Annotated in this window: 16 protein-coding genes and 1 tRNA gene; 1 reads left to right on the top strand and 16 read right to left on the bottom strand. The window is 38.9% G+C overall.

The genetic code is table 11. The features are described 5' to 3' along the window. Positions 1-4: 4 nt before the first annotated feature. The 8 genes from uxaC to FFS26_RS03715 all read right to left on the bottom strand — a co-directional run bounded on the left by uxaC (position 5) and on the right by FFS26_RS03715 (position 12,298). A complete protein-coding gene (gene uxaC / locus FFS26_RS03750; protein WP_137904317.1) occupies positions 5-1,423 on the bottom strand; it encodes a glucuronate isomerase in 1,419 nt (472 codons plus the stop codon). Positions 1,424-1,574: 151 nt separating this feature from the next. Next, the gene (locus tag FFS26_RS03745; RefSeq protein ID WP_137904316.1) at positions 1,575-2,390 is read right to left on the bottom strand and encodes an SDR family oxidoreductase; all 816 of its coding nucleotides are present in this window, start codon (positions 2,388-2,390) and stop codon (positions 1,575-1,577) included. A 31-nt stretch (positions 2,391-2,421) separates the two neighbouring features. Continuing rightward, on the bottom strand, positions 2,422-3,597 hold the full coding sequence (uxuA, locus tag FFS26_RS03740) for a mannonate dehydratase (RefSeq protein ID WP_110009773.1): 1,176 nt from the start codon (positions 3,595-3,597) through the stop codon (positions 2,422-2,424). 79 nt (positions 3,598-3,676) lie between these two features. Next, positions 3,677-5,635: a RagB/SusD family nutrient uptake outer membrane protein gene (locus tag FFS26_RS03735; protein WP_137904315.1), complete on the bottom strand. Its 1,959-nt coding sequence runs from the start codon at positions 5,633-5,635 to the stop codon at positions 3,677-3,679. A gap of 12 nt (positions 5,636-5,647) precedes the next feature. Beyond that, entirely contained in the window at positions 5,648-8,542 is a 2,895-nt protein-coding gene (locus FFS26_RS03730) for a SusC/RagA family TonB-linked outer membrane protein (RefSeq protein ID WP_110009771.1), read from the bottom strand. A 93-nt stretch (positions 8,543-8,635) separates the two neighbouring features. Then, positions 8,636-9,964 carry a xylose isomerase gene (gene xylA, locus FFS26_RS03725; protein WP_137904314.1) on the bottom strand — a complete coding sequence of 443 codons (1,329 nt, stop codon included), beginning with the start codon at positions 9,962-9,964 and terminating at the stop codon, positions 8,636-8,638. A 107-nt stretch (positions 9,965-10,071) separates the two neighbouring features. Beyond that, positions 10,072-11,556, bottom strand: coding sequence for a xylulokinase (locus tag FFS26_RS03720; protein ID WP_137904313.1), 1,485 nt, complete (start codon positions 11,554-11,556; stop codon positions 10,072-10,074). 16 nt (positions 11,557-11,572) lie between these two features. Beyond that, on the bottom strand, positions 11,573-12,298 hold the full coding sequence (locus FFS26_RS03715) for an NUDIX hydrolase (protein ID WP_110009768.1): 726 nt from the start codon (positions 12,296-12,298) through the stop codon (positions 11,573-11,575). Between the two features lie 643 nt (positions 12,299-12,941). Between FFS26_RS03715 and FFS26_RS03710 the strand changes: the two genes are divergently transcribed. Then, the gene (locus FFS26_RS03710; protein ID WP_228406496.1) at positions 12,942-13,085 is read left to right on the top strand and encodes a helix-turn-helix domain-containing protein; all 144 of its coding nucleotides are present in this window, start codon (positions 12,942-12,944) and stop codon (positions 13,083-13,085) included. Positions 13,086-13,177: 92 nt separating this feature from the next. On the opposite strand, the gene FFS26_RS03705 is transcribed toward FFS26_RS03710, so the two are convergent. The 8 genes from FFS26_RS03705 to FFS26_RS03670 all read right to left on the bottom strand — a co-directional run bounded on the left by FFS26_RS03705 (position 13,178) and on the right by FFS26_RS03670 (position 25,869). Next, positions 13,178-13,262 (bottom strand) — tRNA-Ser (locus FFS26_RS03705). 197 nt (positions 13,263-13,459) lie between these two features. Next, positions 13,460-13,954: a hypothetical protein gene (locus tag FFS26_RS03700; protein WP_110009767.1), complete on the bottom strand. Its 495-nt coding sequence runs from the start codon at positions 13,952-13,954 to the stop codon at positions 13,460-13,462. 73 nt (positions 13,955-14,027) lie between these two features. Further along, positions 14,028-14,405, bottom strand: a complete 378-nt coding sequence (locus FFS26_RS03695; RefSeq protein WP_137904312.1) for a hypothetical protein — start codon at positions 14,403-14,405, stop codon at positions 14,028-14,030. 322 nt (positions 14,406-14,727) lie between these two features. After that, a complete protein-coding gene (locus tag FFS26_RS03690; protein WP_137904311.1) occupies positions 14,728-15,318 on the bottom strand; it encodes a hypothetical protein in 591 nt (196 codons plus the stop codon). 6 nt (positions 15,319-15,324) lie between these two features. Then, on the bottom strand, positions 15,325-20,130 hold the full coding sequence (locus FFS26_RS03685; RefSeq protein ID WP_137904310.1) for an RHS repeat-associated core domain-containing protein: 4,806 nt from the start codon (positions 20,128-20,130) through the stop codon (positions 15,325-15,327). 18 nt (positions 20,131-20,148) lie between these two features. After that, on the bottom strand, positions 20,149-21,408 hold the full coding sequence (locus FFS26_RS03680; RefSeq protein ID WP_137904309.1) for a tetratricopeptide repeat protein: 1,260 nt from the start codon (positions 21,406-21,408) through the stop codon (positions 20,149-20,151). After that, positions 21,408-23,570, bottom strand: coding sequence for a type VI secretion system Vgr family protein (locus FFS26_RS03675; protein WP_110009763.1), 2,163 nt, complete (start codon positions 23,568-23,570; stop codon positions 21,408-21,410). Before FFS26_RS03675 ends, FFS26_RS03680 begins: the two co-directional genes overlap by 1 nt. A 532-nt stretch (positions 23,571-24,102) precedes the next feature. Beyond that, the gene (locus FFS26_RS03670) at positions 24,103-25,869 is read right to left on the bottom strand and encodes a S41 family peptidase (protein WP_137904308.1); all 1,767 of its coding nucleotides are present in this window, start codon (positions 25,867-25,869) and stop codon (positions 24,103-24,105) included. Positions 25,870-25,899: the final 30 nt, after the last annotated feature.

Here is a 25,899-nt window from a genome sequence, read left to right as displayed (position 1 = left end):
GGTATTAGATTTCAAAATAATTTTTGGTATTATGATAACAGATATCCTGAATGATCTTTCCTACCCATTTTTCATCATCGGGAAGAAGACCTCTTTCCATTTCACTTCCGAACATATTACATAAAAGCCTTCTGAAATAATCATGTCTTGAGAATGACAGCAGGCTTCGGGAATCGGTCAGCATTCCTACAAAAGTGCTGATCAGACCGATATTGGAAAGTGTATTCATCTGTTTGGTCATCCCGTCAAGCTGATCGAGAAACCACCAGGCTGCTCCAAACTGTACTTTGGATTTTATGCCTCCTTCGTTGAAATTTCCGGCAAGAGTTGCCAAAACTTCATTACATGCCGGATTCAGATTGTATATAATGGTTTTGGCCAGTTTTTCTTCTGAATTCAATGCATCCAGCAAAACACTCAATCGCTGTGCATAATAGGGTTCTCCAATGGCATCATATCCTGCATTGGCGCCCATTTTTCTGAACATTTCTGAATTGTTGTTTCGGGTTGCCCCTACATGAAACTGCTGTACCCAGCCTTTTTCTGCATACATTTTGCAAAGCTCTTTCAGCATATAGCCGCATAAGGCATCCGGATCGGAAAATGTTGAAATATTCCCTTTCAGGAATCCGGAAAATTCTTTTTCAAGGTTTTGATTCCACTTTGTGGTGTCCGGGAAATATTCAAAGCCGTGATCGGCTACTTTTGCCCCTGCTTCCACAAAATAATTGATTCTGGACTGAAGTGCATTCAACAGATCAGAAGCTGACACGATGGAAAATCCACAGACTTTTTCAAGCTTTTTAATTCCTGAAAGATACTGTTCGGGATTAATCATATTAATATAAGCATCAGGGCGGAAAGCAGGAAGAACAGCTGTTTTAAACCCACTGTGTTTTAAAGCTTTATGATGAACCAAATCATCAGCAGGATCATCTGTAGTACATAAGGCTTCTACTTTAAAATTTTCAATAATGGATTGTGGTAAAAAACCAGGTGTCTGCAGACTTTCATTCATCTGATGATACACCGTATCTGCATTATTGGGTGATAAATATTCGTTGATACCAAAAGGATTTTTGAGTTCCAGATGCGTCCAGTGAAACAGCGGATTGCGAAGGGTATAAGGCACCACTTCGGCCCATTTCATGAATTTTTCCTGATCTGAAGCATTTCCGGAAATAAACTGTTCATCAATTCCAAAATTTCTCATGGCTCTCCATTTATAATGATCACCATCCAGCCAGATAGCGTTTGGAGAACGGAAGTTCTGATTGGCAGAAATAACATCCGGTTCCAGATGATTGTGATAATCGATCACCGGCATGTCTTTGGCATATCCGAAATACAGATTCTCTGCCTTTGCTGATTCAAGCAAAAACAATTCTCCGAAAACGTTTTTATTTTTAATGGAATTACTCATTATTTATTTTTACAATCCTGAATTTTAATTAAATTGTTTACACTCTGCAAAGTCACAAAAGCTTTGTTTTAAAACACTTTAGTACACCTAAAAACAGAACCCTTAATGAAACCACTAAGGTTCTGTTTGATGATATGAAGAAATTAGCTTTTTATACTCCGCTGAATGCGCTGAAACCTCCGTCAACAGGAATCAGTGCTCCTGTGATGAAACTTGCAGCATCGGAACACAGAAACTGTACAACCCCGTTCAGTTCTTCTACTTTTCCAAATCTCTGCATGGGTGTTTTCGCCATTACTTTTTTGCTTCTCTCCGTTAAGCTTCCATCTGGATTCAGAAGGATTGCGCGGTTCTGATCTCCAATGAAAAATCCGGGAGCCACGGCATTAACGCGTATTTTATCTCCAAATTTCAATGCCAGATCAGAGGCCAGCCATTGGGTAAAATTGGTGATTGCGGATTTGGCTGAAGAATATCCGGCTACTCTTGTAATTGCTGAATAGGCGGCCATGGAAGAAATATTAATAATGTTTCCGCTTCCCTGCACCGCCATTACTTTTCCGAAAACATAGCTCGGGTAAACGGTTCCGTTGATATTAAGATCGGTAACTTCACCCCATCCCTTCATATCCATATCAAAAAATGACTGTTCGGGAGATAAAGTGGCTGCCGGGATATTTCCACCCGCTATATTGAGCAGAATGTCAATACTGCCATACTTTTCCTTTATTTTCACAGAAGCAGCTTCAAGGCTTTCAATATCCATCACATTGGCTTCTACAGCGATTGCATCACCTCCCAAATCTGTAAGCTCTTTTACACGGGCATCCAGTGTTTCCTGGTTTCTTCCGAGTGCGACAACTTTGGCGCCGGCTTCTATAAAACTTTTGGCAAGGCTGCCTCCCAAAACGCCTGAAGCCCCTGTGATGACTGCTACTTTGTTTTTAATACTAAACAGGTCTTTCATTTTACTTTTTACTATTTATTACAAACGCAGATTAATTTTTCTGTAATTCTGACTGAACGGCAGCCATTACTCCTTCGATCTGGCCCAATGCCAGCATTCTTCCTAAAAATGAATAGCCGGGATTATATCCTTTGTCAATATCTTCTGTTAAAAGTCTTCCGTGGTCTATTCTCATCGGAAGATCAGGATTTTCTTTTTCGAAAACACGGATCACTTCAATAAGCTTTCCTCTTCCACCCAGATGATGAGCCTCGATGAAATCGCCGTTTTCAAAGACATTTGTACTTCTCAGGTGAACGAATTTGGTTCTGTGGGCAAATTTCTCTGCCAGTTTCGGAACATCATTCTGAAGGTTGGCGCTTAAAGATCCGGCACAGAACGTTAACCCGTTGTGAGGGTTATCAACAGCTTTCAGAAGCCAGTCAATATCCTCTTCATTGGTCACTATTCTGGGTAAGCCCAGTAATGAAAAAGGCGGATCATCAGGATGTACACACATCTGGATATTCCATTTTTCGCAGACAGGCATTATTTTTTCGAGGAAATGTTTCATGTTCTGGCGAAGCTGATGTTTATCTATACCATCATACAATGCCAGTAAACTTTTGAACTTTTCTACAGGATTCAATTCACCTTCTTTGATATTTCCGTTCACGAATCCCTGTGTTTTTACAATGACTGAATCGATCAGCTCATGATTATCTTTTTCCGTTAAGGTATTTTTTAATTCTTCTACTTTTTGAAGGATTTCTGAAGTATAATCGTTTTCTGCTCCTTCTCTTTTAAGGATATGAATTTCAAAATACGCAAACTTGGCTTTGTCAAAATAAAGTGAGGATGAACCGTCTTCCCATTCGTGAAAGAGGTCGGTGCGTGCCCAGTCGAGAACGGGCATAAAATTGTAGCAAACTGTTGTAACTCCTGCTTTACCCAGATTTTCAAGGCTCGTGATATAATTTTCTATTAAAGAGTCACGGTCTTCACCTCCGTATTTGATAGCTTCACTTACGGGAAGACTCTCCACAACAGACCAGCGAAGTCCGTGGCTTTCTATATAGTTTTTATAATCAATAATGGCCTCTGAATTCCAGATTTCTCCGTTTGGGATATCATGCAGAGCAGAAACAATTCCTTCTACTCCTATTTGACGAAGTGTGCTGAGTGCTATTTTGTCTTTTTTGCCAAACCAACGCCAGGTTTTTTCCATAGTTTTTAAATTTTAATTCAGATAAACAAAGCAGGTGCCTGCACACCTACTCTGTTGCTGATATGAATGTAGAATAAAATTAATTGTATCCTGGATTCTGATATTTTGCTTTAATATCTGCCGATACTTCCATCGCATCAATCTGATTCTGAGGAATCGGTCTCAGATAATGGAAAGGTTTTATTGTTCTTGTCACCGTCTGCGGAGCGTGATCTCCATAAGAAGCTCCTCCGATCTGATAAGTAGCTGCATAATCGCCCCACTTCTGTGTACGTACCAGATCATACCATCTGTAGAATTCTCCGTAATATTCACGGGATCTTTCTGCAAGGATATAATCAATGGTAATTACAGATGGCGTAGCAGCCGTCATCGCTGCACTGTTATCTGCTACATAAGCGGTATTCTGTGCATTATTGAACTTCCATTTTCCGGCACGGGCACGGATGACGTTGATAAGATCTCTGGCTGTCATAGCTCCTGAAGCCCCTTTTACAGCTGCTTCTGCAGCAATAAAATAGAATTCTGAAAATTTGGCAACACTGAAAGGACGGGTTAATCCTGCATTCGGATATCCTAATCCATTTGGATCATCGGTACGGTAAGTTCCTATTTTCCAAAGACCCGGATATACAATTCTGCTGATTCCGTTTGGTGCGATCACCCAGTCTGCTCTTCCCGGAAGGGTTCCTGCTCCTACACCGCTTTGTCCGGATCCTGTAGGGTAAGAAGGCGTCTGGCTGTCATCATTCAGGAAGCTTAAGATAGCTCCTCCCGGCTGTACAGGTAAATTATTGGCATTATAAAGTACAGGAACCGTTGTAAGGCCTGTTCCATTCTTGTTCCAGTTTCCTCTGTAGGTGGTTACAAAAGTTCCATCATAACGGGAATCGTTGGTTTTATCTGCAAAAGTATTTTTGATAACACCTAAGGTAGGACACATACGCACCCATGGACGTCCCAATGGCTGTGCTGCTTCTCTCTGTACGGCGCTTACAACGTCCGCTCCTTCCCACGCTGTGGTTTTACTGCTTTTGATGGCCGTATAGTTCCAGGTCTGCATCCATGCTGCAAAATTGTCCGGTGCCCAGCCTGATCCAAATCCTACAGGATCACTTTCGTTGTAGTATGTGCTCGACTGTGTATGGTCTGCATACAGCATAGATTCGGTATTCCTGTCATTGGAACCTACATTTACATCATAGAAAGTAGGCTGAAGCGCATAAGGTCCGGGATTGTTGATTCCTTCCATAGCGATATCATAAGCCTGCTGGAAATACCACTGGGCATTGTGTCCGTCAGGATCAGTTCTTGCCACTTCGGGATAAGTTGGAATGCTGTTTGGATTCTGCAGCCACCATCCATAAGTAAGGTAAGCTTTGGCAAGCATCAATCTTGCAACATTTTTAGTTACACCACCTGTTACCCTTGGTGATACAGGTAAGTTTTCTATTGCTTTTTTAAGGTCAGCAAAAACCGTTTTTGTATATACTTCTGGTACGGTATTTCTTACGGAAGAGGTGGAAGGTAAAGTGTTATATTTCAATTCCCCTGCTCCTAAATCCAGAGGAACTCCTCCATAGGTCTGTACGAGCATGAAGTAGTAAAATCCGCGGAAGAAACGGGCTTCAGAAATCATAGATTCTGCAATTCCGAATCCTGGTCCTTTTTCAATGATTCCGTTGGCAGTATTGATATACGGAAATACGGAGTTCCAGACCATACTTGTAGGAAAAGTATTGGAATTGATAATACCGTTTCCGGACATATCCAATTCTTTGAAGTTTCCATCCGCACTTTGTGCCCAGGTAGATTCATCAGTTCCGTTCTGACAATTGCTCATAAAGTAGCCATTGCCATACAGTAATCTCATCTGTCTGTATAAAGCCGTAAATCCCTGATTAACTCCATCCGGTGTATTAAAATAGTCAGCTGTATAGATTGCTCTTGGCTGCTCATCAAGAATTTCACTACAACCTGTAAATGTTAAGGATAAAAAGATTGCTCCTAATAGCAGTTTTTTGTTAAAATTTATCATGACAGTACAGTTTTAAAAGGTTAAGTTAAGTCCCATTAAGTAATTTCTTGTGGAAGGGTTGTTCGTTCCTATGACAAGCTGGCGGTTTGGATATCCGCTTACTGCCTGGTTTTCATTTCCGAAAGAGTTTGGTTCCGGATCCATTCCTGAGAACTTATGATAAGGTGAGAATAGCACAACAGGATTGGTTACCGTAAAGTAAATTCTTAAGCTGGTAATTTTCAGATCCTTTAAAAAATCTTTATTGACATTATAGCCTAATGTAATGGTACGAAGCTTAAGGTAAGAAGCATCAAACATCGCTAAAGTAGAAGAATACTTCGGATTATCGCCGCTCAAATGACGTCCCGGACGCGGAAAATAGGCACCGGTATTATCTTCTGTCCAGTAATCTACATCCACGTTATTTCCTCTACCCGTTAATCTGTTAAGATAACTTGCAGATCCGTAAATCGTACTCACCAGGATTCCTCCGTGCTGGAAAGCTCCTACTGTGCTCAGTTCAAAGTTCTTGTAGGCAAAACGCATATTAAATCCTCCCTGGAATTTCGGGGCTGTATCAAAAATCTGTCTGTCATCCGGTCCAATTGCTCTTACCGGAGTTCCGTCAGCATTATAGCCTCCGGTGTAAAGAACTTTGATAGATCCTATAACATCGGCAGCAGTTCCCGGCTCCAGAATGCTCTGATACGGGTCGCCAGCCTGCCAAAGACCGATGTACTGATAATCATACAATGAATTGATATTATGTCCTACAAACCATGAGTTATTGATGTCACGTTGTGTCCCGGATGCAAGAGACAAAATTTTGTTTTTATTGGTATAGAAATTAACTCCGGCTTCCCAGGTAAACCCATCCGGATTATCAAAAATAACTCCGTTCAAGGAAATTTCCACCCCTTTATTTTCTGTTTCGGCTACATTGGAAACGATGGATGACCAACCGCTTGTTGCCGGAAGACTTTTTTGTGTCAGCAGGTCAAATGTATGGGTTTTGTAATATTCCACACTTCCCGTAAGGCGGTTGTTCAGGATCCCGAAGTCTACCCCGTAGTTTTGTGTTTTTGAATATTCCCAACCAAGGTTTGGATTAGGCGGCTGATTTCCATAGATTCCTGCACTTCCTGCGCTTCCGTAATTATAAGGAGCCACGTTAAATCTTCCCATCGTCGTATATGGATCTACTGCCTGATTGGAAGTCTGCCCCCATCCCGCTCTGAATTTCAGGAGATTAATCGCTTTGATATTCTGCATGAAGGATTCGTTGGTAACATTCCATCCTAATGATAATGCAGGATATGTATGCCATTTGTTACCCGGTGCCAGTCTGGAAGATCCGTCGGCACGGAGTGTGGCTGTAAGCATGTACCTGTTATCATACGTATACATGATTCTTCCCATCGCTGAAAGCAGGCCTGTTTTCCAGTACGCCTGGTCTTCAGGTCTTACTGTAATATCTGCCTGAGGAGACTGTCCCAGGTTATAATACTGGAAAAAGTCTGCAGGGACATTTTTTGCACTCATGTATGAGCTTGTATACTTGTTCTGTTCTGCAGAGTATAATGCTACAGCGTTGATCTTATGTTTTCCGAATGTACGGTCGTAAGTCAGGAGGTTTTCCAATACCCAGTGATAAGTCTGATTATTCCCTTTTCCTGCCGCTGACGGTCCCAGAGGGTTTGTATTGAAGACTCCTACACCACTGTAGTTGCCGCTGTTTGAAGTACGGAAATCCAACCCTACATTTAACCTGTATTTCAATCCTTTGACTGGAAGGCTGGCTTCTCCGTAAAGGTTGTTATAGGATGCAAAAGATTTGGTTTCATCAATATATTTCTCCGCCAGGCTCTCCAGGCTTCTTCTGGTATAAATCCATGTCTGATCGATACCGCCTGCGGTGCTCATTACTCTTTTCGGGCTTCCGTCCGCATTGTAAGGATTGGCAATCGGAGAATATCCCAGAACCGCTCCAGGATTTACTCCGTTTCCTTCAGAAACAGAATAGTTTGTATTGGTTGTAAAACCAAACTTAAAGACAGATCCTACCTGCTGGTCAATCGCCATTCTCAGGGCAAATCTTTCGTAACTCTGAATAGGAATTAATGCATTTTGTTTAAAATAGGATAATCCTACGTTATAATTTCCACCTTCTGTTCCTCCTGAAACCCCTACATCGTGACTGGTCATCATCGCCGGCTTATAAAACAGGCTTTGCCAGTCAGTATTGACGCTGTTATTTTCATCAGCTCCGTTGGAATACAATGGCGTTTTATTTCCCGCAGGAATGGCATAAGCACGCAGTTTTGCAAACTTAGGACCATCCATCATCGGATATTTTGAAAACAAGGTCTGAACTCCTGTAAAGGTGTTATAGGTAAATTTAGGCCTCTGCCCTTTTGCTCCTCTGTTCGTAGTAACGAGAATAACACCGTTTGCTCCTCTTGACCCGTAGATGGCTGTAGCAGAAGCATCTTTCAGGATGTCAATACTTTTGATATCACTTGAGCTGATGTCTCCCAGTGACCCTACGAAAGGAATACCATCCAATACAATCAATGGGTTATTATCTCCTGTCAGAGATCTTGTTCCCCTGATACGGATCTGCATGGCAGCCCCCGGTTTTGTGGAGGTTTGTGAGATATCTACCCCAGCTGTCCTTCCCTGTAATGCCTGGGTAATGTTGGCAGAAGGTACTTCACGCAGGGCATCTCCTTTTACAGTGGCTACAGAACCTGTCACAGCTTCTTTTCTCTGGGTTCCATATCCTATCACAACAACTTCATCTATTTTATTTTCTTTAGCTACTGTATCTTTCTTAACCTGTGAATATGCTATGCCGCAAGGCAATAGAGTCATTGCAAAAAACAGTGCTGCTCTATTGCTTTTATTGAAATAAAATCGGTTCATAATTATTATTTTAATATTAGTTGTTGAATAAAAGGCTCTTTAATAATTATTGTGTATAAAAATCCTTAGTGTTTATAAGCCTTTTATTTTTAATTATATATACATATTCACGATGGCTTCAAACAATTCCTGTTTTCCGCTTTTTGGCTGTGGTTCGCCGATTTCGTGAGCTATTCTCTGCAGATCTTCCAGTGTAAGCGTACCTTCTTCAAATGCTTTTCCGTTTCCGTTATCAAAAGAAACATAACGGTCTGTTCTCAGCTTTTTGTAATCTGAATTTTCAAGGATATCAGCTGCAGCAAGAAGACCTTTTGCAAATACATCCATTCCTGAAATGTGGGAAATGAACAGATCTTCAGCATCAATAGAATTTCTTCTGATTTTGGCATCAAAATTTACCCCTCCGGTTCCCAGACCTCCTGCCGGAAGCAATACAAGCCATGCCTGAACCATATCGTAATAATCAATTGGGAACTGATCTGTATCCCAACCGTTCTGATAATCTCCCCTGTTGGCATCAATGCTTCCTAAAAGTCCTGCATCTACTGCAACCTGAAGTTCATGCTCGAATGTGTGACCTGCCAATGTAGCGTGATTCACTTCGATATTCAGTTTAAAATCCTTATCTAATCCGTAATGTCTAAGGAATCCGATTACTGTTTCAGAATCATAATCGTACTGATGCTTGGTAGGCTCCATTGGTTTAGGTTCAATCAGGAAAGTTCCTTTAAAACCTTGCTGGCGTGCATAGTCTCTTGACATGGAAAGGAAACGGGCAAGGTGATCTTTTTCACGCTTCATGTCTGTGTTCAAAAGGCTCATATATCCTTCTCTTCCACCCCAGAAAACATAATTTTCACCACCAAGTGCTATGGTTGCATCTATTGAATTTTTCACCTGAGTTCCTGCACAGGCTACTACATCAAAATTCGGATTGGTAGAAGCACCGTTCATGTATCTTTCATGAGTGAAAACATTGGCTGTTCCCCATAAAAGCTTAATTCCTGTTTCCTGCTGTTTTTGTTTTGCATATTCCACAATAGTCTGCATATTTTTCTCGTAGTCCTTCCAGTTGTTGGCAGGGTCTACCAGATCGATATCATGGAAGCAGTAATAGTTAAATCCCATTTTAGACATGAATTCGAAACCTGCATCCATTTTGTGCATTGCTCTTGTTACCGGATCGTTTCCGATATCCCATGGGTGGTGAATGGTAGGTCCACCGAACGGATCGCTTCCGTTGGCACATAAGGTGTGCCACCATGCCATCGCAAATCTTGTCCAGTCTTTCATAGGTTTTCCCATCACGATCTTTTCCGCATCATAGTAACGGAATGCCAACGGGTTCTTACTTTCCTTCCCTTCAAACTTAATTTTTTCAATACCTGTAAAAAACTCTTTTGTACCTGTTAAAGTGTTCATATTTATTTGATTATTTTTATTTTTGTTTTTAATTTTTTGCGTAGAAATTCCCTTCTCACTGATTCTGAAAAGTCAGTAAGAGGATGAAAAATGCTGTTGTAATGGTCCTAGATTATTTCGTTAAGATGATGTTTCCATCTGGCATAGGCTTCTAAATATTGTTCCTGTTTTTCGTGTTCGGGCTCTATCACTGCTATTTTTTCGAGTGAAGAGAATGCTTCTCTGGAATCTGAATAAAATCCTATTCCCATTCCGGCAGCTCTTGCTGCTCCTACCGCTCCATCGGTATCATAAAGTTCAATAACCGCATTGCTGACACTGGATAGCGACTGGCGAAAGATTGAACTTAAAAACATATTGGCATTTCCTGCACGGATCACCTGGATATCCATGCCTATATTTCTCATGATATCCATTCCATATTCATAAGAGAATACAATACCTTCCTGTGCCGCACGAAGAATATCGCCTTTTGAATGGATATTAAAGTTTATTCCGTGAATTGAACAGCTTGTATCCTTATTTTCCAGCACTCTTTCAGCTCCGTTTCCAAAAGGAATAATGCTTAACCCTTTAGATCCGATGGGTGAAAGTGAAGCCATATCATTCATATCACCATAGGAAGAAAGCGAAGTTGCAAAATTGTGCTTCAGCCAGGAATTTAAAATTCCGGTTCCGTTGATACACAGTAAAACCCCAAGCCTGATCTGTTCCGGTGTGTAATTGACATGGGCAAATGTATTGACCCTTGATAATTTATCATATTCCAGCTGGTCCAGCACCCCATAAACCACTCCTGAAGTTCCTGCTGTAGAGGCAATTTCTCCAGGGTTAAAGACATTCAGGGAAAGCGCATTGTTGGGCTGGTCTCCTGCTCTGTAAGAAATAGGTGTACCTTCCTTTAAGCCTAATTCTTCTGATGCTGCCTTTGAAACTGTTGCCTGAATACCAAATGTAGGTACAATTTCCGGGAAGAAACTTTCAGGAATTCCATAGTGGTTAATGATATCTTCCGAAATGCAGTTGTTTTTAAAATCCCAGAATATTCCTTCTGATAATCCTTCAATGGTCATTCCTATCTGCCCTGAAAGTCTCATGGCAATATAGTCTCCGGGAAGCATTATTTTATCTATCTTTTCAAAGATCTCAGGCTCATTTTCTTTTACCCAGGCAAGCTTTGATGCTGTAAAGTTTCCCGGTGAATTCAACAGATGTGAAAGACATTTTTCTTCTCCTATGGTTTTGAAAGCCTTTTCACCATAAGGTACAGCACGGCTGTCGCACCAGATAATGGATGGTCTTAAAAGGTTCTGATCTTTGTCTACAAGGATCAACCCATGCATCTGCCAGGTAATTCCAATTCCTTTGATATCTTCTGCATGTACTCCGGATTCATGCATGACAGCATCGTGTGCCAACTTAAGATTGATCCACCAGTCTACCGGATTTTGCTCTGCCCATCCGGGATTTATAGCAGTGATTTTCATCTCTTTTTTAGGAGAAAATTCAGAAGCAATCACTTTTCCGCTGGACGCCTCAATGAGACACACTTTCACAGAAGAACTGCCAATGTCATAGCCTAGTAAGTACATAATTTTTTTAAAAGGGTTATTTTATAAGTTTTGTATTGTTTTTCTTGTAGATTTTAGCATCAAATCGGTAATATCTTGCGGCGCGGTGTGATACATCTTTTTGAATTTCATCCAAAGGAACGATATAGGGGAATGAGGATATTTTTTTATGAAAATTCTTAATATCAATATTCTTTTCATTTAAAGCACTGTACAGCTGATAAAGCTGTCTTATGGTGAATCTTTTAGGCAGCAGCTCAAAAATAATGGAGAAATCAGATTCAATCCATTTTCTGATCTCCATTAAAGATTCAGTGATAATTTTGTTATGATCAAAAGGCAGTACCGGAACCTCATCAACAGGATACCAGTCTACGGTATCATATTTTGTACTATTGATCTTATGATCTATTTTACAAAGAGAAAGATAGGCCACTGTAATGATCCTGTCTATATGATGTTTGTATTCCTGATCCATCCATTTGATATCATGGGCATTGCTCGCTCTCATGGGATCGGCAAAGCATTTGAACTGTTTGAGAACCATTTTTTTAATCCCTGTCAGTTCATGCAGTACCCTTTGTGCTGCATCATCTACATCCTCATCGCTGAAAATAAGACTTCCAGGAAGTTTGATCTGCTTTTCCAACGGAACGTCATCAACATGGCGTTGTACTAGTAATATATTCAACCTGTTTTCATGGTCAAATCCAAAGACAACACAATCTACAGAGACATAGGTATGAATAAAGTTCTGATTCATTAGTTTGTTAACATTTTGGTAACATTACAAATATAAAAATTCATCTGAATAAAAAAAATAAATCCGCTATTATCTACTGCTTATCAATGATTTACATATCGAATTTTTATGATATCAATTGTATAAAAAATATGATAAGGTTATCATTGTTTTTACACTTACTTATTTCATAAGATATGAATTCACAATCAATTGCAATTTTACAATACTCTTAAAAAGATTATTTTTTTCCGAATAAATATTATGATAAGAAGAGTTAATTTTTTTTTCATTTTACACGAAAAAAAAATGTAAAAAGCACACTTTTCATTATTAAAAAAGAGGCAAATCATCATTTTCGATTACCATTTTTTATGCTCTAACTACAAATAATTACGAAACAGTCAGCCTAAACAATAATATGATATAAGAATGTAAACATGAAAACACTCCACAAAACAGTACCTGGAAACACCTGAAAATTTCGGAAATCAGAGAACAAAAAACCCTGCAAAAATGGGATTCTGCAGGATTAGAAGAAAGTTACGTTTTCCAAATCTTGAACTTAAAAATATCTGAAAGATTTACATTAACGAATCACCTGCTTTCTGATAAGGTATATTTTCTTTTCTTGATCTAAAAAATGCTTAAGATTTTCCGGCCTATGGAATTAATTAAAGATACCGATCTGAATATGACTGAAATTACTTATGAAATTGGGTACTCCCATATTGCCGCTTTCAGCAATAATTTTTATCAGTTAACCAATATGAGACCTACCGAATTCAGGAAAATGTCCAGAATATGAAAAATCATTTATCAGATGTGATTCTAAGGAATTGCTCTTTAGGATGATGAGCAATAAAAAAATCCTTGAATCATTTGATTCAAGGATTTTTGCGGAGAGTGAGGGATTCGAACCCCCGGACCTGTTACAGTCAACAGTTTTCAAGACTGCCGCAATCGACCACTCTGCCAACTCTCCTTAAACTCCGGTAATACCGTTGTTTTCAGTGGTGCAAATATAGAAAGTTTTTTATTACTGACAAAATATTTTTTCAATAAAATTCGTATTTCTGCAACTTTGCAGAAAACTTTATTTTCTCAAATTTGTCAAACATAAACATTAAGAACTCACCATCAGCTATTTATCCTTACACAGGAAGTATTAAGCTTTAAATACTATCCGTAGTAATATTCAGTGGTGATATCTCCACTAAAAGCAGGATGCATGTCCTGTTTCTGCATATTCAGTTCAAATAATCTTTCACCATTTTTATTTCCGCCCCTTATTTTTAAGGAGTACCACCCGTTTTCAAGAGAAAGGGTAACACTGTTTTCTTCACTGATGGCAGCGATATCCTTCAGATATCCAATGCCGACAATTTTCACTTCATTATTCGCAGTCTGAAATATCCAGCCTTTTGATTCCACCTCTACTTCTTCATCACTCAGAATCTTTTCATCATTCACAGAAACACGGAATGCATAATAATCTTCTTCTACCCCTATTATCGGAATAGCAATTCCCGACTTTGTTATTTCATCGCCATGTTCATTTTCTACGAAATATTTTAAAATATTAGTACCTGAAAGCTGATGATCCTGCAGATACTGCGCTAAAAGCTGTGGACTGAATATCACGAAACCTTTAAGTTCAGAGAATATTTTTTTCATAATATATTTGAATTGGATTTGGATTACATATTATTTTTATTCTAATGATTTAATAAACTTTACAATACTTGCCTCAAAAACTAAGAACTGTCCGAGCAGATTTCTGAAAATCCGTATCATTAAGTAACTTCTTTAGTATTTCATTTCTTTCATCTATGTCAGAAGTTTTTTTGATAACGTCAAAAGTATTATAACGTATATCAATATCTTCATCTATGTTTAAAACCAGATTTTTTGCGACAGTTCTTATTTGAGAATATTCTACAAAATTTACCATCGCACTTATTGCATAGTTTTTAACATCGTAATCTTCTGTATTTTCGATAACTCCAATGAGGGTTTTCATAATCTTGTCTTTTATATGACCCGGAATTTCAGCAATTTCTAAAATTTTCGATGCTTCAGTACGGGCTAAATCATATTCTTCTTCATCTTGAATAATATGATCCAATAATTCCCATTTGGATGGCCCATCTTCAAATTCAATTTTCTTTATATACTATATAGTATTTATTTATATCCTTTAAATGTAACTTCACCACCTTCCCATTTATAAGATATATCCATTTCATGTTTATTTTCTACAAAATACTTTAAAATATTATTACCTGAAAGGTGATTTTCTTCCAGATATTTTTGCTAAAAGCTGTGGACTAAACACCACAAAACCTTTAAGTTTTGAGAATATTTTTTTCATATATGGATTGAATTTCGTCTACCCTTTTAAATATGACAGGTAGATCCGTCATATCATTATAATAGGAGGTTCAGTATTAATTGATCATATTTTCCTCATTAAATGCTATAAAATCATTTTGTGAAATATTGTCAATACTATCTATCAGTCTATCTTCTGCAGCTATTTCATTATCATAAAATTGTTCAAGATATTCTTCACTTTCTTCATCATCTCCATCAGGATTATTATTAAAAAACTCTTCAGATTTCAGGTTATTGATTACATCTAAAGTATAATCTATTGTTGATTTTATCTTCGACTCCTCTCCTTTTACAATTTTTATGATATTGGTTGCAATCATGACAATATTCACCGCAATTGCGGCCTGATAACTACTGTATTCGTCGTCTTCAGGAGCTAACTGATCTAGATTATTAAACCTCTCAATATCAGAATAATTCAGCTCATTACCCATAAACATATGACTGAAAACGTAGTCTGAAAACTCAGTAAGCTGTGTACTCCCATTCTTAAAACGTTGAGCATAATCATAATCATCATCTTTAATTTCTTCTTCAAAAAGTTGATACAAGTCTTTAATTCTTATAAGTGAGGACAAATTAAATTTGATTTTATTTTCTTTACTAAGGTTTAATGATTTTTCTTTAACTGAATTTTCGCTCATGTCTGTTTATTGATATTTTGGTTGATATTTTCCTTCAGGAATGTGGTATTTCCCTCCTTCCTGTCTATTTTTACTAAACTTACCTGTTGTAGCTTCTTCAAATTTAACATTATTATTGTTCATGTGATGCTCACAATCAATACAAATTTTCGTGCTAGGTTCAATTTCCTTAATTCCTTTTTTAGCATTAATTAAAGCTTCTTCAGCGTGAACATTGTCTGCTTTACTTTGTATCACAGTAACTCCCATTTCTTTTGCCCATTCTTTTATCTGTCTTGGTACATATTTTTTACTTGAAGAAACATAGTAATTACCATTACCATCAGTTCCTACAGCTGTGACACTGAATCCTTTGGCATCACCAAGAGTACTGTGAGCATCCTTAACTAACTCCTGTAAAAAGTTAACAGGATCATTATGCAGACCAAAAATATCTACCCAGGTATTGCTGTCACTTACAAAAGCATACATGGTATCATTATTACCCAGTAATCCAATAGGATCTTTTGAAATATACGTTCCAGAAGAAGAATCATAATATCTCCATCTGTTATAATAAATCCCTTCCACTTCCTGGTCTGCATACTGGCCAAGTTGACGGAATGGAATAAAATACAGATCTCCTGTACAGTCTCTCAGGTTTCCATAGATATCAAACTCAGCTTTCCAGATCTGCTCTCCTTTTTCATTATAGGACTGTATGGGTCTTCCAATATAATCTGAAACGATACTGAAGCGCTCTCCATTTATAATTTTTGCACAAGGACAAAATGCGCCTCTTTCGTATACCCACGTTACGAGATTTTCTGTTACTTCATCTTCTTTTTCCAATTCACCAGCATCAGTGATGTGGGTTTTAGGAATTTCTTCTATATCATAACTCCATTCATGTAAAAGGACATTAGCATCCCATACAAATCGGGTTACTTTATTTTCTATGATTTTTGAAATTCTACGTCCAAGTGCATCATATTCAAAACGTACTTCTTTACCATTGGGACGTTTTACTTTTGCCAGCATTCCGTTGGCATTCCACGAGTACGCCCAATCTCCGGATTCCCATTCAGTATTCTGGATTTCTTCTGAAAGGCCATTATGTACATCAGGCCAATCGGTTTCTTTCAGTATTTTTTGATTACTAAACCAATCTGAAGCTATGGGTTTATAATAAGGATGAATATTCTCCTGTTTTCTGGTAGGTTCAGGTTTAATATTATTGATAGGCCGCTTACTTTTTAAGAGTAAATTTCCTTCTTCATCATAATGATAAAACCAGTTTTTATCCCGCATAAGCTTTCCTCCTTTATCATAAATACGGTCATTTCTTCTGACACTTTCATACAAACAACCTGTTTCATCAGGGTTTTTATACTGTACTTCGCCATTGGAATATTCTGCTGCCATCAGGCTTCCGAAAGCATCATAGTCAAATCTTGTCCTTCCTCCGGTAACTCTGTCTAGTACATGTAGCAGACGGCTTCCTGCACTCCAGTCATAATCTTTATGGACCTTGGTATTGGTTTTATTCACCACTACTTTCTGACTTACAGGCATTCCGATGTGATCAAATTCAAAGGTACTTTCTACCCCACCAGTCATTTCACGGGAATACATCTGTCCGTTACGGCTGATCTCAAGATTCATTTTCCAGGGTAAATCCGAATTTTGACTGGCAGCTGCTACTGTTATAAGCTGATCAAAATCATTATAAGAATAATCGATTTCTGCACCCAAACTGCTTTGTAAGCTGATCAGATTACCGTGATTATCGTATTCATAATGAATAGAATGCTCACCTTGCTGCTCGCTGGTAACCAATCCCAGTTTATTTCTCCTGAAGAGAACGCTGCTGCTTTCATTATCTGCCCTTATCAATAATCCTGAAGTATCATACTGATAAGCTTCCCAGGTTCCATCCGCATAATGCGCCTGGGTCAATCGGCCAGCCAGATCATATTCATAAAATACATTTTTTCCAAGAGGTGTCCGGCTTTGGCTCACCAGGCCGTCTTTATCCCTTATAAAGAATTTCTTCTGACCGTCAAAGCCTGTTTCGCCAATGATGTCATTGTTATTATTTCTTTCAAAAGAATAGCTTTCTCCTTTTTCATTGGTAATGCTCATTAAATTTTCATACGCATCATATCCGAAGACTAACGTTTCTTCTTTTTTATGGGTATGTGCATTCCGTCTTACCTGACGTTTCAGGCTTCCCATCGGCGTATAACTCATCAACCATTCTGCATACCCGTCTGTAGCATATACAGGAAGGTCGTAGGCATCATAACTGACTTTTAACGGCAATTGTCCCTGTTCATTCATTTCTATAACCCTGCCTATTTTATCTCTATTCCAAAGAGTTTTGTTCAAAGGTTTTGGACTATAAATCAGAAGTCTGCCATAAGCATCATACTTCCAGTACTGCTCTGCTCCAGCATTATTCGTCAGCTGGATAAGCTGGCCTCTGTCATTATACCCATAATGGGTAATAATATCTCTTTTAAAACTTCTTTCAGGTACTTTCCCTCCGTCAGGATATTCATAGCTGATAGTTTCTTCCATAGGATCAGTGTAACTTAACAACTTTCCATCCTGATCATAATGCCATATTTCTGAAGCTCCTGAAGGGAAAAAGCGAGCCGTAACCTGTCCGTACTCATTGTAATGGTAATGATATTCTTCTCCATCTGGAGTATGGTAAATTTTGATATTTCCCATCTCATCATAAGTATATCCGTGAACGCGTCCTTCCGGGGTTCCCATCATCTTCAGTTCGTTGTGGGCTGTGTAATCATACCAGGTTTCCCCTCCTTCTCCATCTACTTTTTTGTAAACCAGAAAGTTTTCATCATAATGATATTCCTCGGTTTTATTGTTTTGCTTTGGATAGATAACTTCCGTGTAACCTTCCTCATCATGGTAATGAAGTCTTCCTTCCATATACCCATCCGTACCTTTGGTATGAACTACTCTTCCGTTTTTATCATATTCCCACTGATAACTCATCCCGTTCCGGTTAGTTCTTCTCACCACATGGTTTTCTCCATCATAGTCAAACACGATGGCTTTTTTATGAATATCCCAGACATGGGTAAGGTTGCCACGTTCATCATAGTCGTACCTAACCTGCAGATCTCTCTGGTTTTTATAACAATAGTAAACCTCTGTTACTTTTTTATATATCGGGTGAATTACAGTTTCTATACTGCAGCCAGTTTTTACATCTTTTATACTTTTCAGTACAATGTTCCGGGCTTCATACTCATATTCCCTGATTGTTCCGTCACCATATTCAATACGGGTTACCTTATAAATAACTCCTTCCAAAATATGATGAAAACGTTTATATGTATAGACATCAGTTCCTTTACGAACAATCCAGATACTGCTATTGGGTCTGTATTGCCATATTTTCTGATCTCTGAAATAAGTCATTTCTTCTCCAATCTCCGGTGCAGGAATCAGCATTGCCATATTTTCTTCCGGATGCATCCAGCCTGCAAACTTATTATCTTCATCAGGAAGAATAAACAGATCATGATTATTGAAAACACCATTTCCAAGAGGTCCGAAATCATAAGGCCGGTCGCTATGCCAGATATTTTTCCAGCTTAAAGGGGTGCTGCCCTGAATTATAAAATCATCCCATTCAAAAACCATGGCACCGGTTGCAAAATTCACAGGTTCAAGGCCGTAATGACATAATTTTTTGGATAATGCATTGGCTAATTTGAATTTATTGAAAGGTGCCTTTTTAAGAACACTGTTGTTTAGTTTTTTTAAACCGTTAGCACCAAGTTTTCCTAATTTCTTGGTTAAACTTCTCATTAAAAACATTCCGGCAAGACGCATCAGCATTTCTCCGGGTGTATAAACATGGGGTACAAAAGCGCCTCCTACCAAAACCGGTCCACCCGTATTGATCTGAATATACATGCTTGAAAAGTTATTATAGAAAGCAAAATAGGCCAGTGGATTTTTCTTTGGCTTATCAGGCATTGCGGGCAGCATTGTCATTCCGAAAGGAAATCCCATACAGGTTAATACCTGCTGAGGCTGGTTACCGCTCATTTTACTTCCCTGCGCCAGAACGGTCTGCGAACCGTAATACACTTCTCCTTCGTGTGGAGCTTCCTGAGGAAAAGGAATGATATACACCGGAATAAGCGATGTGACATGTCTGAACGGAATGACCACTCCCATCACACTGGTTGTGGTGGTTGCTTTGTGCCTTCCATGAACATATATAGAGCCTCCAAGCGGAATATTTTCCGGAAGAGAAGGCATCAGGTTTCTGGCAAATTGCGGAATCGGAATTTTAATGGTAATATAATCCATAATATCAAAAACAATCCCGATAAACGGATGAGGCAGCGGCAATGGAATAAACATGAATGAAGGAGGAGGCGGAATGAGAGTCCAGTGGATATCAATGGCCAATACAATATCAAAATGTTTACTTGTATGCTGAATGGCTGTGGAAGGCATTGCAGGATTATTAACCTTAATCAGTTTCACTTTGCTTTCCGGAGCGGCCTTTTCTACTGTCACAGCACTGTCGCCACCTCCGCCTCCGCCTCCGCCTCCACTGCTTTTTTCCGGCTGTCCGGCATCTCCTCCCACTATAGATTTAGCCATAGAAACAGGATTCAGGGAATCAAAATTATTTTTCATTCCGTTCTTCCATCCCTGTTTGGTTTTATCCCAGCTTACCGAAGTAACATCTGTATTTACCTTCCATGAGCGGTCTGGGTTCATGTCCGGTTTTGCTACTTTAATGGGTTTTACTGTTTTTTTATTCAGATCTGCCATGATTCTTTTAATTTGAGATTACCCTGCTTTTGGTTTTTCCACGCTCACCTTCCAGTCATCACCAAAATAAGTATTCATTTCACTGTCCAGTTTTATTTTTTTATCGGTATCGCCTTCATATTTAAGAATAAGCATTGAGGCAACAAACCTCAGACTGCTCTGTTCTCTTGCTGAAGAATCCATCAGTTTTGCTATATCCAGACATTTTTCAAAATACCGGATCATTTTATCTTTTGTCAGCACCGTATCATTCAATGTAGCGATGATCCTGTAACACTCAATCGCCATTGCATATTCTCCTATTTTATGAGCCGTCTCTGCGGCTTTTTCAAATGCTTTTTCTGCCCTGGACTTTTTGGAGTTGCCTAACAAATGGCTGCCATAATTCATATACATCTGAACTTCCAGAGGAGTATCAGGTTCTACTTTTTCAAATATTGTCCGATAGGTATCTTCTGCCCTATCCTTCTTCCTGTCCGCTATATATGCCTGGGTAAGCATAAAATAGGCAGAAATTTCACCCTGTTTATTTTTTTGTTCTCCGGCAAGCTTCACCGCCTTTTTCAATGCGTGCTCTGCTTCTTTGAATCTTTCTTTGCTTAAATGATTACTCGCTATAAGAATCTGCTGCTGGAAGTCTGTATCCGGGCTGTTCTTCTTACGGTTGGTATGAGCGGCAGTATTCTGCATTAACTGATGAATGTCTACTTCTATTCTGAAGCTGTGGGCTGAAGAGATACCGGCCAAAGTCCTGTAATGGTGATGTTCCGCCCAAACCAGTTTTATATCTTTATTTCCCGTTGCTTCACAGATCCTGCACCATTCTTTCACCCATAAAGAAAGTTCTTCGGTATCATTAATCCTGAGCGGAGCAATGTAGATATAGATTTTAGAATCCTTAATATTCGGGAAGTTTTTCTTTAGTTCCAGCAAAGGGTAAAAAGCTTTGTAAGCATCTGTTTTAAAACTTTCATCCGACTTTTCCAGATTCCAATGGGGAATATCTGCCTCGCTTTTCTTCAGCATTTCATAGAACTCAGTCCATTCATCCAATAAGGTTTGTCCGAAGGAGTTCATTCCGTTAAATTCCTGGTAATGGAGTAAAAAAACATCATCTCCTTCTTCATCTTCAGAAAGTTTCGATTTGATAAATCCATCAAAAAGATCGGTTTCATGTTTTTCTCCCAAACAGATCAGCATAGGCTTTTCTTCATTCTTTGAAACCACTTTCTGCCATTGTCTTTTTAATTTAACCAACTCCAGATCTACAGGATTCATTAATTCAGTTTTACAGTTCCACTTACAATATTCGTCTCGCTTCCTCCACCGACATTGATTTTTCCTCCACTGCTGAGATTGGCTTCAGTATCACCTCTCATGGAAAGCGTATTGGTTCCGATATCCAGGGTATCGGATTTGATTCCGACACCTGAAGTAGGTTCACCGTCTTCAGGCCCTACTCCAACTCCGATACTCGTTGTGCCGCCAACACCAATATTAACTCCCTGTATAAATATTTCTTTTCCTTTAATCTGAATATTTCCCTCTTTATCCATATAAATCGAGCTGCTTCCGCAATTCAGCGTAATGGAAATTTTGCTGTCTATGCTTATATTTCCCGCTCCATCCAGAAAAACAGAATTTTGATCTTTATCTTTTACGGTAATTCCACCGGCATCATCCAGACTCATGGTATGTCCGCTTTTACTGCTTAAGCTTTTAATATTATTTCCGGCACCGCCGCCACCGCCAACTCCGCCATGGAACATTCCTCCCATCACAAACGGACGATCAGGATGCTGGTGTGCAAAATTGACCACTACCTGATCTCCTTCCTCCGGAATCGCCATAAATCCACGATTTTTACTCACTTTCTCACTTCCTCCTCCATCGGGAGTCATCACTCTGATATATTCTGTTGTAGTAGAGCCATTCTGCCAGTCAAACTGTACTTTCACTCTTCCCTGGTTTAAAGGATCTGCATTGGAAATCACTTTGGCAAACTGGGCATCTGCTTTTGGAGTATGAAACTCCGGGCGGGGAATGAATCCGGTATCAGAAGCTATAGCCTCAAAAGTTCCGGTATAATATCCTCTGGCATCTACCTCATGATACATATCTGTAATCATTAATTTGGTAAAATAGGTTGTTTCGCTGCTTTCGGCTTTTCTCATTTCAATATCAGCGATACAGCCCGGATAAAGGAATGGCACTGTTGTAACTCCTGAAATCACGAAGACTTCAGCGGCTTTACTTCCGGCAGTTCCTTTCTGCGAAGTTTCCACATCCATGAAAGACACCGCTTTTATAGGCGCTACCCTCAGCGATGGAGTGGTGAATGTTTTTTCTGAAATTTCGTAGGCTCTCTTCGCAATATCTGAAGTATGATTAATCTTTGAGCTTCCTGCCGTTAATTTTTCATTTTTACTGCTGTTGTAACCGTAAAATGACGGATTCACGTGCTGTGCCTTCATTTTTATCTTGACATCACTCACACTGCTGCCATAGGTTAGCTTTACAGGTTTTTCCTGAGGTGGAAGTTTCCCGAAATGCAGTACTTCACCATCGTAATAAAACTGTTCACCGTAGGCTTCCGCAATCCGGGCGAGATAGTTATAATGAGTTTCTTCATATTGTGAGCTGTAAGAAACATTTCCATGGGCTGCGTCTACTCTGAAATCGAACGTATTTTGTCCCAGACCTTCTTTGATCACCTGGTCTGCGATACTGTTCAGACTGATTTCCTGGGCTCCGCCAAAACTTTGAATATGGGGTGCTGCATCTAAAAGAACCGTAGGGCTGGATCCTGTAAGAACGATATTTCCCAGGCTTCCTTTTTCCTGGCTGAAACCTACTTCTGTGATGACCCCAACGAAATTTCTTTCCGGACCGTCTTCAACATCTTTATATCTGAAAATAACCGTAATTCTTTTTCCCAGAAAGTTCTGAGCTTCTTCCAGATTGTGGTTTTCGGAATTTCCCAAACTATCGTGAGCCAGCATCAGATCAAATTCATGATGTTTTACAGCACTTTGTTTTAACTGAAAATGCTTGAAATGTTTAATGACCTTTCCGTCAATTACGATTTCAAGTTTTACCACACGGTTAATTCCGGCTACCTGATTTCCGGGTATCGTACTGGCATTATAAATTCCTGAAGTTGGCTGCTTAGCCCACACTTTATCTTCTACCAGTGTGGGAGGGTTGGATTGTTTAACCTGGTTCATAAACATTTGGGACCCGTTTTGAGCCATCCCTGTATAGGCCTGGGCCTGAGCCATTTTTTCTGAAGCTTTTTTAATGGTTCCACTCGATTTTTCCTGTGCTTCCTGAGCAGCTTTATGAACTGCCTCATCCGTCAATGTTTGTTTAACATTCTTTACAGCTGAAATTTTATCTTTGGAAACAGGCAATTTGGGTGAATGATCGTCCTGAAACATAATGGTAATATTTGATTGATTGGGTGTCAGATTTTTTTATGCTGAAAGTGATCCGGACCATAAACTTCAGATCATTTCACTATCCGTGCTTCATCTGTAAAGAGGAATCCGGATATTGAGGTCGTAACAGGGTGTTAAAAGGAAAAGCACAACTATAAGTTTACTTTGTATCCCTGTTGAAATTCAGGATTTCGCCTGATTTTATTGTTGTAATATGCAGATTGTAATCATTATTAATTTTTTGTCATTTGATTGGTGGTATTACAAAGATAAAGCGGTAATTGCTATTCAGGAAATTTTCAATGGATAATCTGAAATTTTGTCGTAGTTCTACGACTTTTCATCAATAATTCCAAAATAAATGATTAAAAAAAAGAAATAAATACCTCAATATCAAATAAATATTTAACATTTTTTAATAAATGAAAAGTATAAATTTATCACTTAAAATAGAAATAATCTAAAATGTTATAATAAAAAACCAGCTGCAAAAAATAAATTTACAGCTGGCTTTATAGGTGTGAAAAATTTTTTATTGTTTTCTAAGTTCTGCTACTTTTTTCAGATAAACATCGGTCTGATCAAGAAATTCCTGATCGGTCTGCTGTATTGTCACGTGAGGAATAATCCCCTGTCCTCTTTTCTGATCAGGAAGATTTTGAGCATCCTGAATGACGTGAACAATAGAAAATCCTGTCTGGATTCCGGTATTAGGAAGTTCATACACCAATGGAAGATGGCCATTATGTTCATAATAGCCTCCTACCGTTTCTTTTCCAATCACAACAGCATTGGTATAGGATTTAATAAGGGAAGCAAGGTGTGAAGCTGCAGAAGCTACCCTTTGATCAACAAGCAGATAAAGCTGTCCTTTAAAAGTTCTTTCATTAGGCAAAACGGATGGATTCTTATCATCTGCCCAGTAATATTTTCCCTGAACACTTTTAGGATAAAGCTGTTTCAGATAGGCATTAAGGCCATGTTTATCCTGTACGCCGTTAGAAAGGAAAAGAGGAGTTATAATGAGTTTTTCCTCCAAAGGGACTTCATTGAATTGGGTGTAAGCATAGTGACTGTCACGGAAAGGTCTTTGTGTAAGATAAGAGAATACTTTTTCATAAAGAGCTCCTGTGCCTCCTGTATTTCCTCTGAGATCAATGATCAGATTCTGTATTTTTTCCTTTTCCAGAGTATCCATCATCTGATCAAGAAAAACACTGAATTTTTTATAGGCCGGATCTTCTTTTCCGGTGGCAAAATCGAATCCTCTCAAAGATAATCTGTAAATTCCTTCTCCTTCTTTGCTGAAGCTATATTTTTCAGACAGCATTTTTTTGTCAAAGGCAAGCGAATATCTTGATTCCTGAAGTTTTTTGAAAGTTTCCAATGGTATTCCTTCCAGAGAAACTTCTTTTACGGCACCATTCCATTGATATCGGATCACATAATTTTTATGGTTTCCGAATTCCATATAAAATTTATCCAGCATTCCTCTTTCAAAACCTGTTGTTTCCTTGTAAGGCATAGAATAGCCGTCAGAAAAATAGTATTGCGAAAAACGGCTGATCATTTCTTTTGCAGGAACTCCGTTGATGGAAAGAATTTCGGCACCAAGAGGTATTGCTGCCTCTTTTGAATCCTGAAGCAGGCGTCCGTCAATATTCTTCAGAGTGATGGGCAGATATTCAGGTTTCTGGGTGAGATAATAGGAGGCGTGATTAGGTAAATCCGTATAATTATGGCAGCTTCCTTCAAATCCGGTAATTCTGGCAATGATTTTATAGAAATCAAAAATATTTTTGCTGTTTCTGGCTTCTGCTTCCGCCTGCTGGTAGATGCTGTCTATCTGCTTTTTGCTTCTGTACACATAGAGTCCGGAATTTGCTTTTTCCCTGATCAGACGGAATGTTCTGAGATCTTCCACAAACTGATCGGAACTGAACTGGCCGTTCAGAACAGGTACGCTTTTAGATTCGGCAATAGATACTTTTGCGATTTTACTTTTTTCAAGATAAGATTTAGCCCAGATCTTTACTTCATATTTCTTTCCTTTTTCAGGAGTAAAATATAGGCGCTCCACACTTTTTATTCCTCTGGAATCATCCTGTTCTTTCAGTTTCTTTCCATCCATGAACAAAGCAATTCCCAAATTAGCATCAGCCGACTGTACTGAGATCCATGATGGTTTGTAAGATTGTGGTGAATATTTCAGGGTGTCTCCCGGTTTAAGCTCCAGATGAGTCTGTGCATATGTACTGTTTAAGAATAGCAAAAGAGGGATGATAAGAGGTCTGGCCATTATTATTTTTTTGAATGGGCTAATATACAA

Origin of the sequence: Chryseobacterium sp. 2VB (assembly GCF_005503635.1) — a bacterium.
GTDB classification, from domain to species: domain Bacteria; phylum Bacteroidota; class Bacteroidia; order Flavobacteriales; family Weeksellaceae; genus Chryseobacterium; species Chryseobacterium cupriresistens.
Note: the sequence above shows the minus strand (reverse complement) of the source record. Positions and strands in the feature narration are given on the sequence as shown.

Coding starts and splice junctions, on each gene's coding strand:
- FFS26_RS03735 (WP_137904315.1), bottom strand. CDS start 5,635: ATGATAAATTTTAACAAAAAACTGCTATTAGGAGCAATCTTTTTATCC.
- FFS26_RS03685 (WP_137904310.1), bottom strand. CDS start 20,130: ATGGCAGATCTGAATAAAAAAACAGTAAAACCCATTAAAGTAGCAAAA.
- FFS26_RS03670 (WP_137904308.1), bottom strand. CDS start 25,869: ATGGCCAGACCTCTTATCATCCCTCTTTTGCTATTCTTAAACAGTACA.
- xylA (WP_137904314.1), bottom strand. CDS start 9,964: ATGAACACTTTAACAGGTACAAAAGAGTTTTTTACAGGTATTGAAAAA.
- FFS26_RS03730 (WP_110009771.1), bottom strand. CDS start 8,542: ATGAACCGATTTTATTTCAATAAAAGCAATAGAGCAGCACTGTTTTTT.
- FFS26_RS03715 (WP_110009768.1), bottom strand. CDS start 12,298: ATGAATCAGAACTTTATTCATACCTATGTCTCTGTAGATTGTGTTGTC.
- FFS26_RS03700 (WP_110009767.1), bottom strand. CDS start 13,954: ATGAAAAAAATATTCTCTGAACTTAAAGGTTTCGTGATATTCAGTCCA.
- FFS26_RS03745 (WP_137904316.1), bottom strand. CDS start 2,390: ATGAAAGACCTGTTTAGTATTAAAAACAAAGTAGCAGTCATCACAGGG.
- FFS26_RS03720 (WP_137904313.1), bottom strand. CDS start 11,556: ATGTACTTACTAGGCTATGACATTGGCAGTTCTTCTGTGAAAGTGTGT.
- FFS26_RS03690 (WP_137904311.1), bottom strand. CDS start 15,318: ATGAGCGAAAATTCAGTTAAAGAAAAATCATTAAACCTTAGTAAAGAA.
- FFS26_RS03680 (WP_137904309.1), bottom strand. CDS start 21,408: ATGAATCCTGTAGATCTGGAGTTGGTTAAATTAAAAAGACAATGGCAG.
- uxaC (WP_137904317.1), bottom strand. CDS start 1,423: ATGAGTAATTCCATTAAAAATAAAAACGTTTTCGGAGAATTGTTTTTG.
- FFS26_RS03710 (WP_228406496.1), top strand. CDS start 12,942: ATGGAATTAATTAAAGATACCGATCTGAATATGACTGAAATTACTTAT.
- uxuA (WP_110009773.1), bottom strand. CDS start 3,597: ATGGAAAAAACCTGGCGTTGGTTTGGCAAAAAAGACAAAATAGCACTC.
- FFS26_RS03675 (WP_110009763.1), bottom strand. CDS start 23,570: ATGTTTCAGGACGATCATTCACCCAAATTGCCTGTTTCCAAAGATAAA.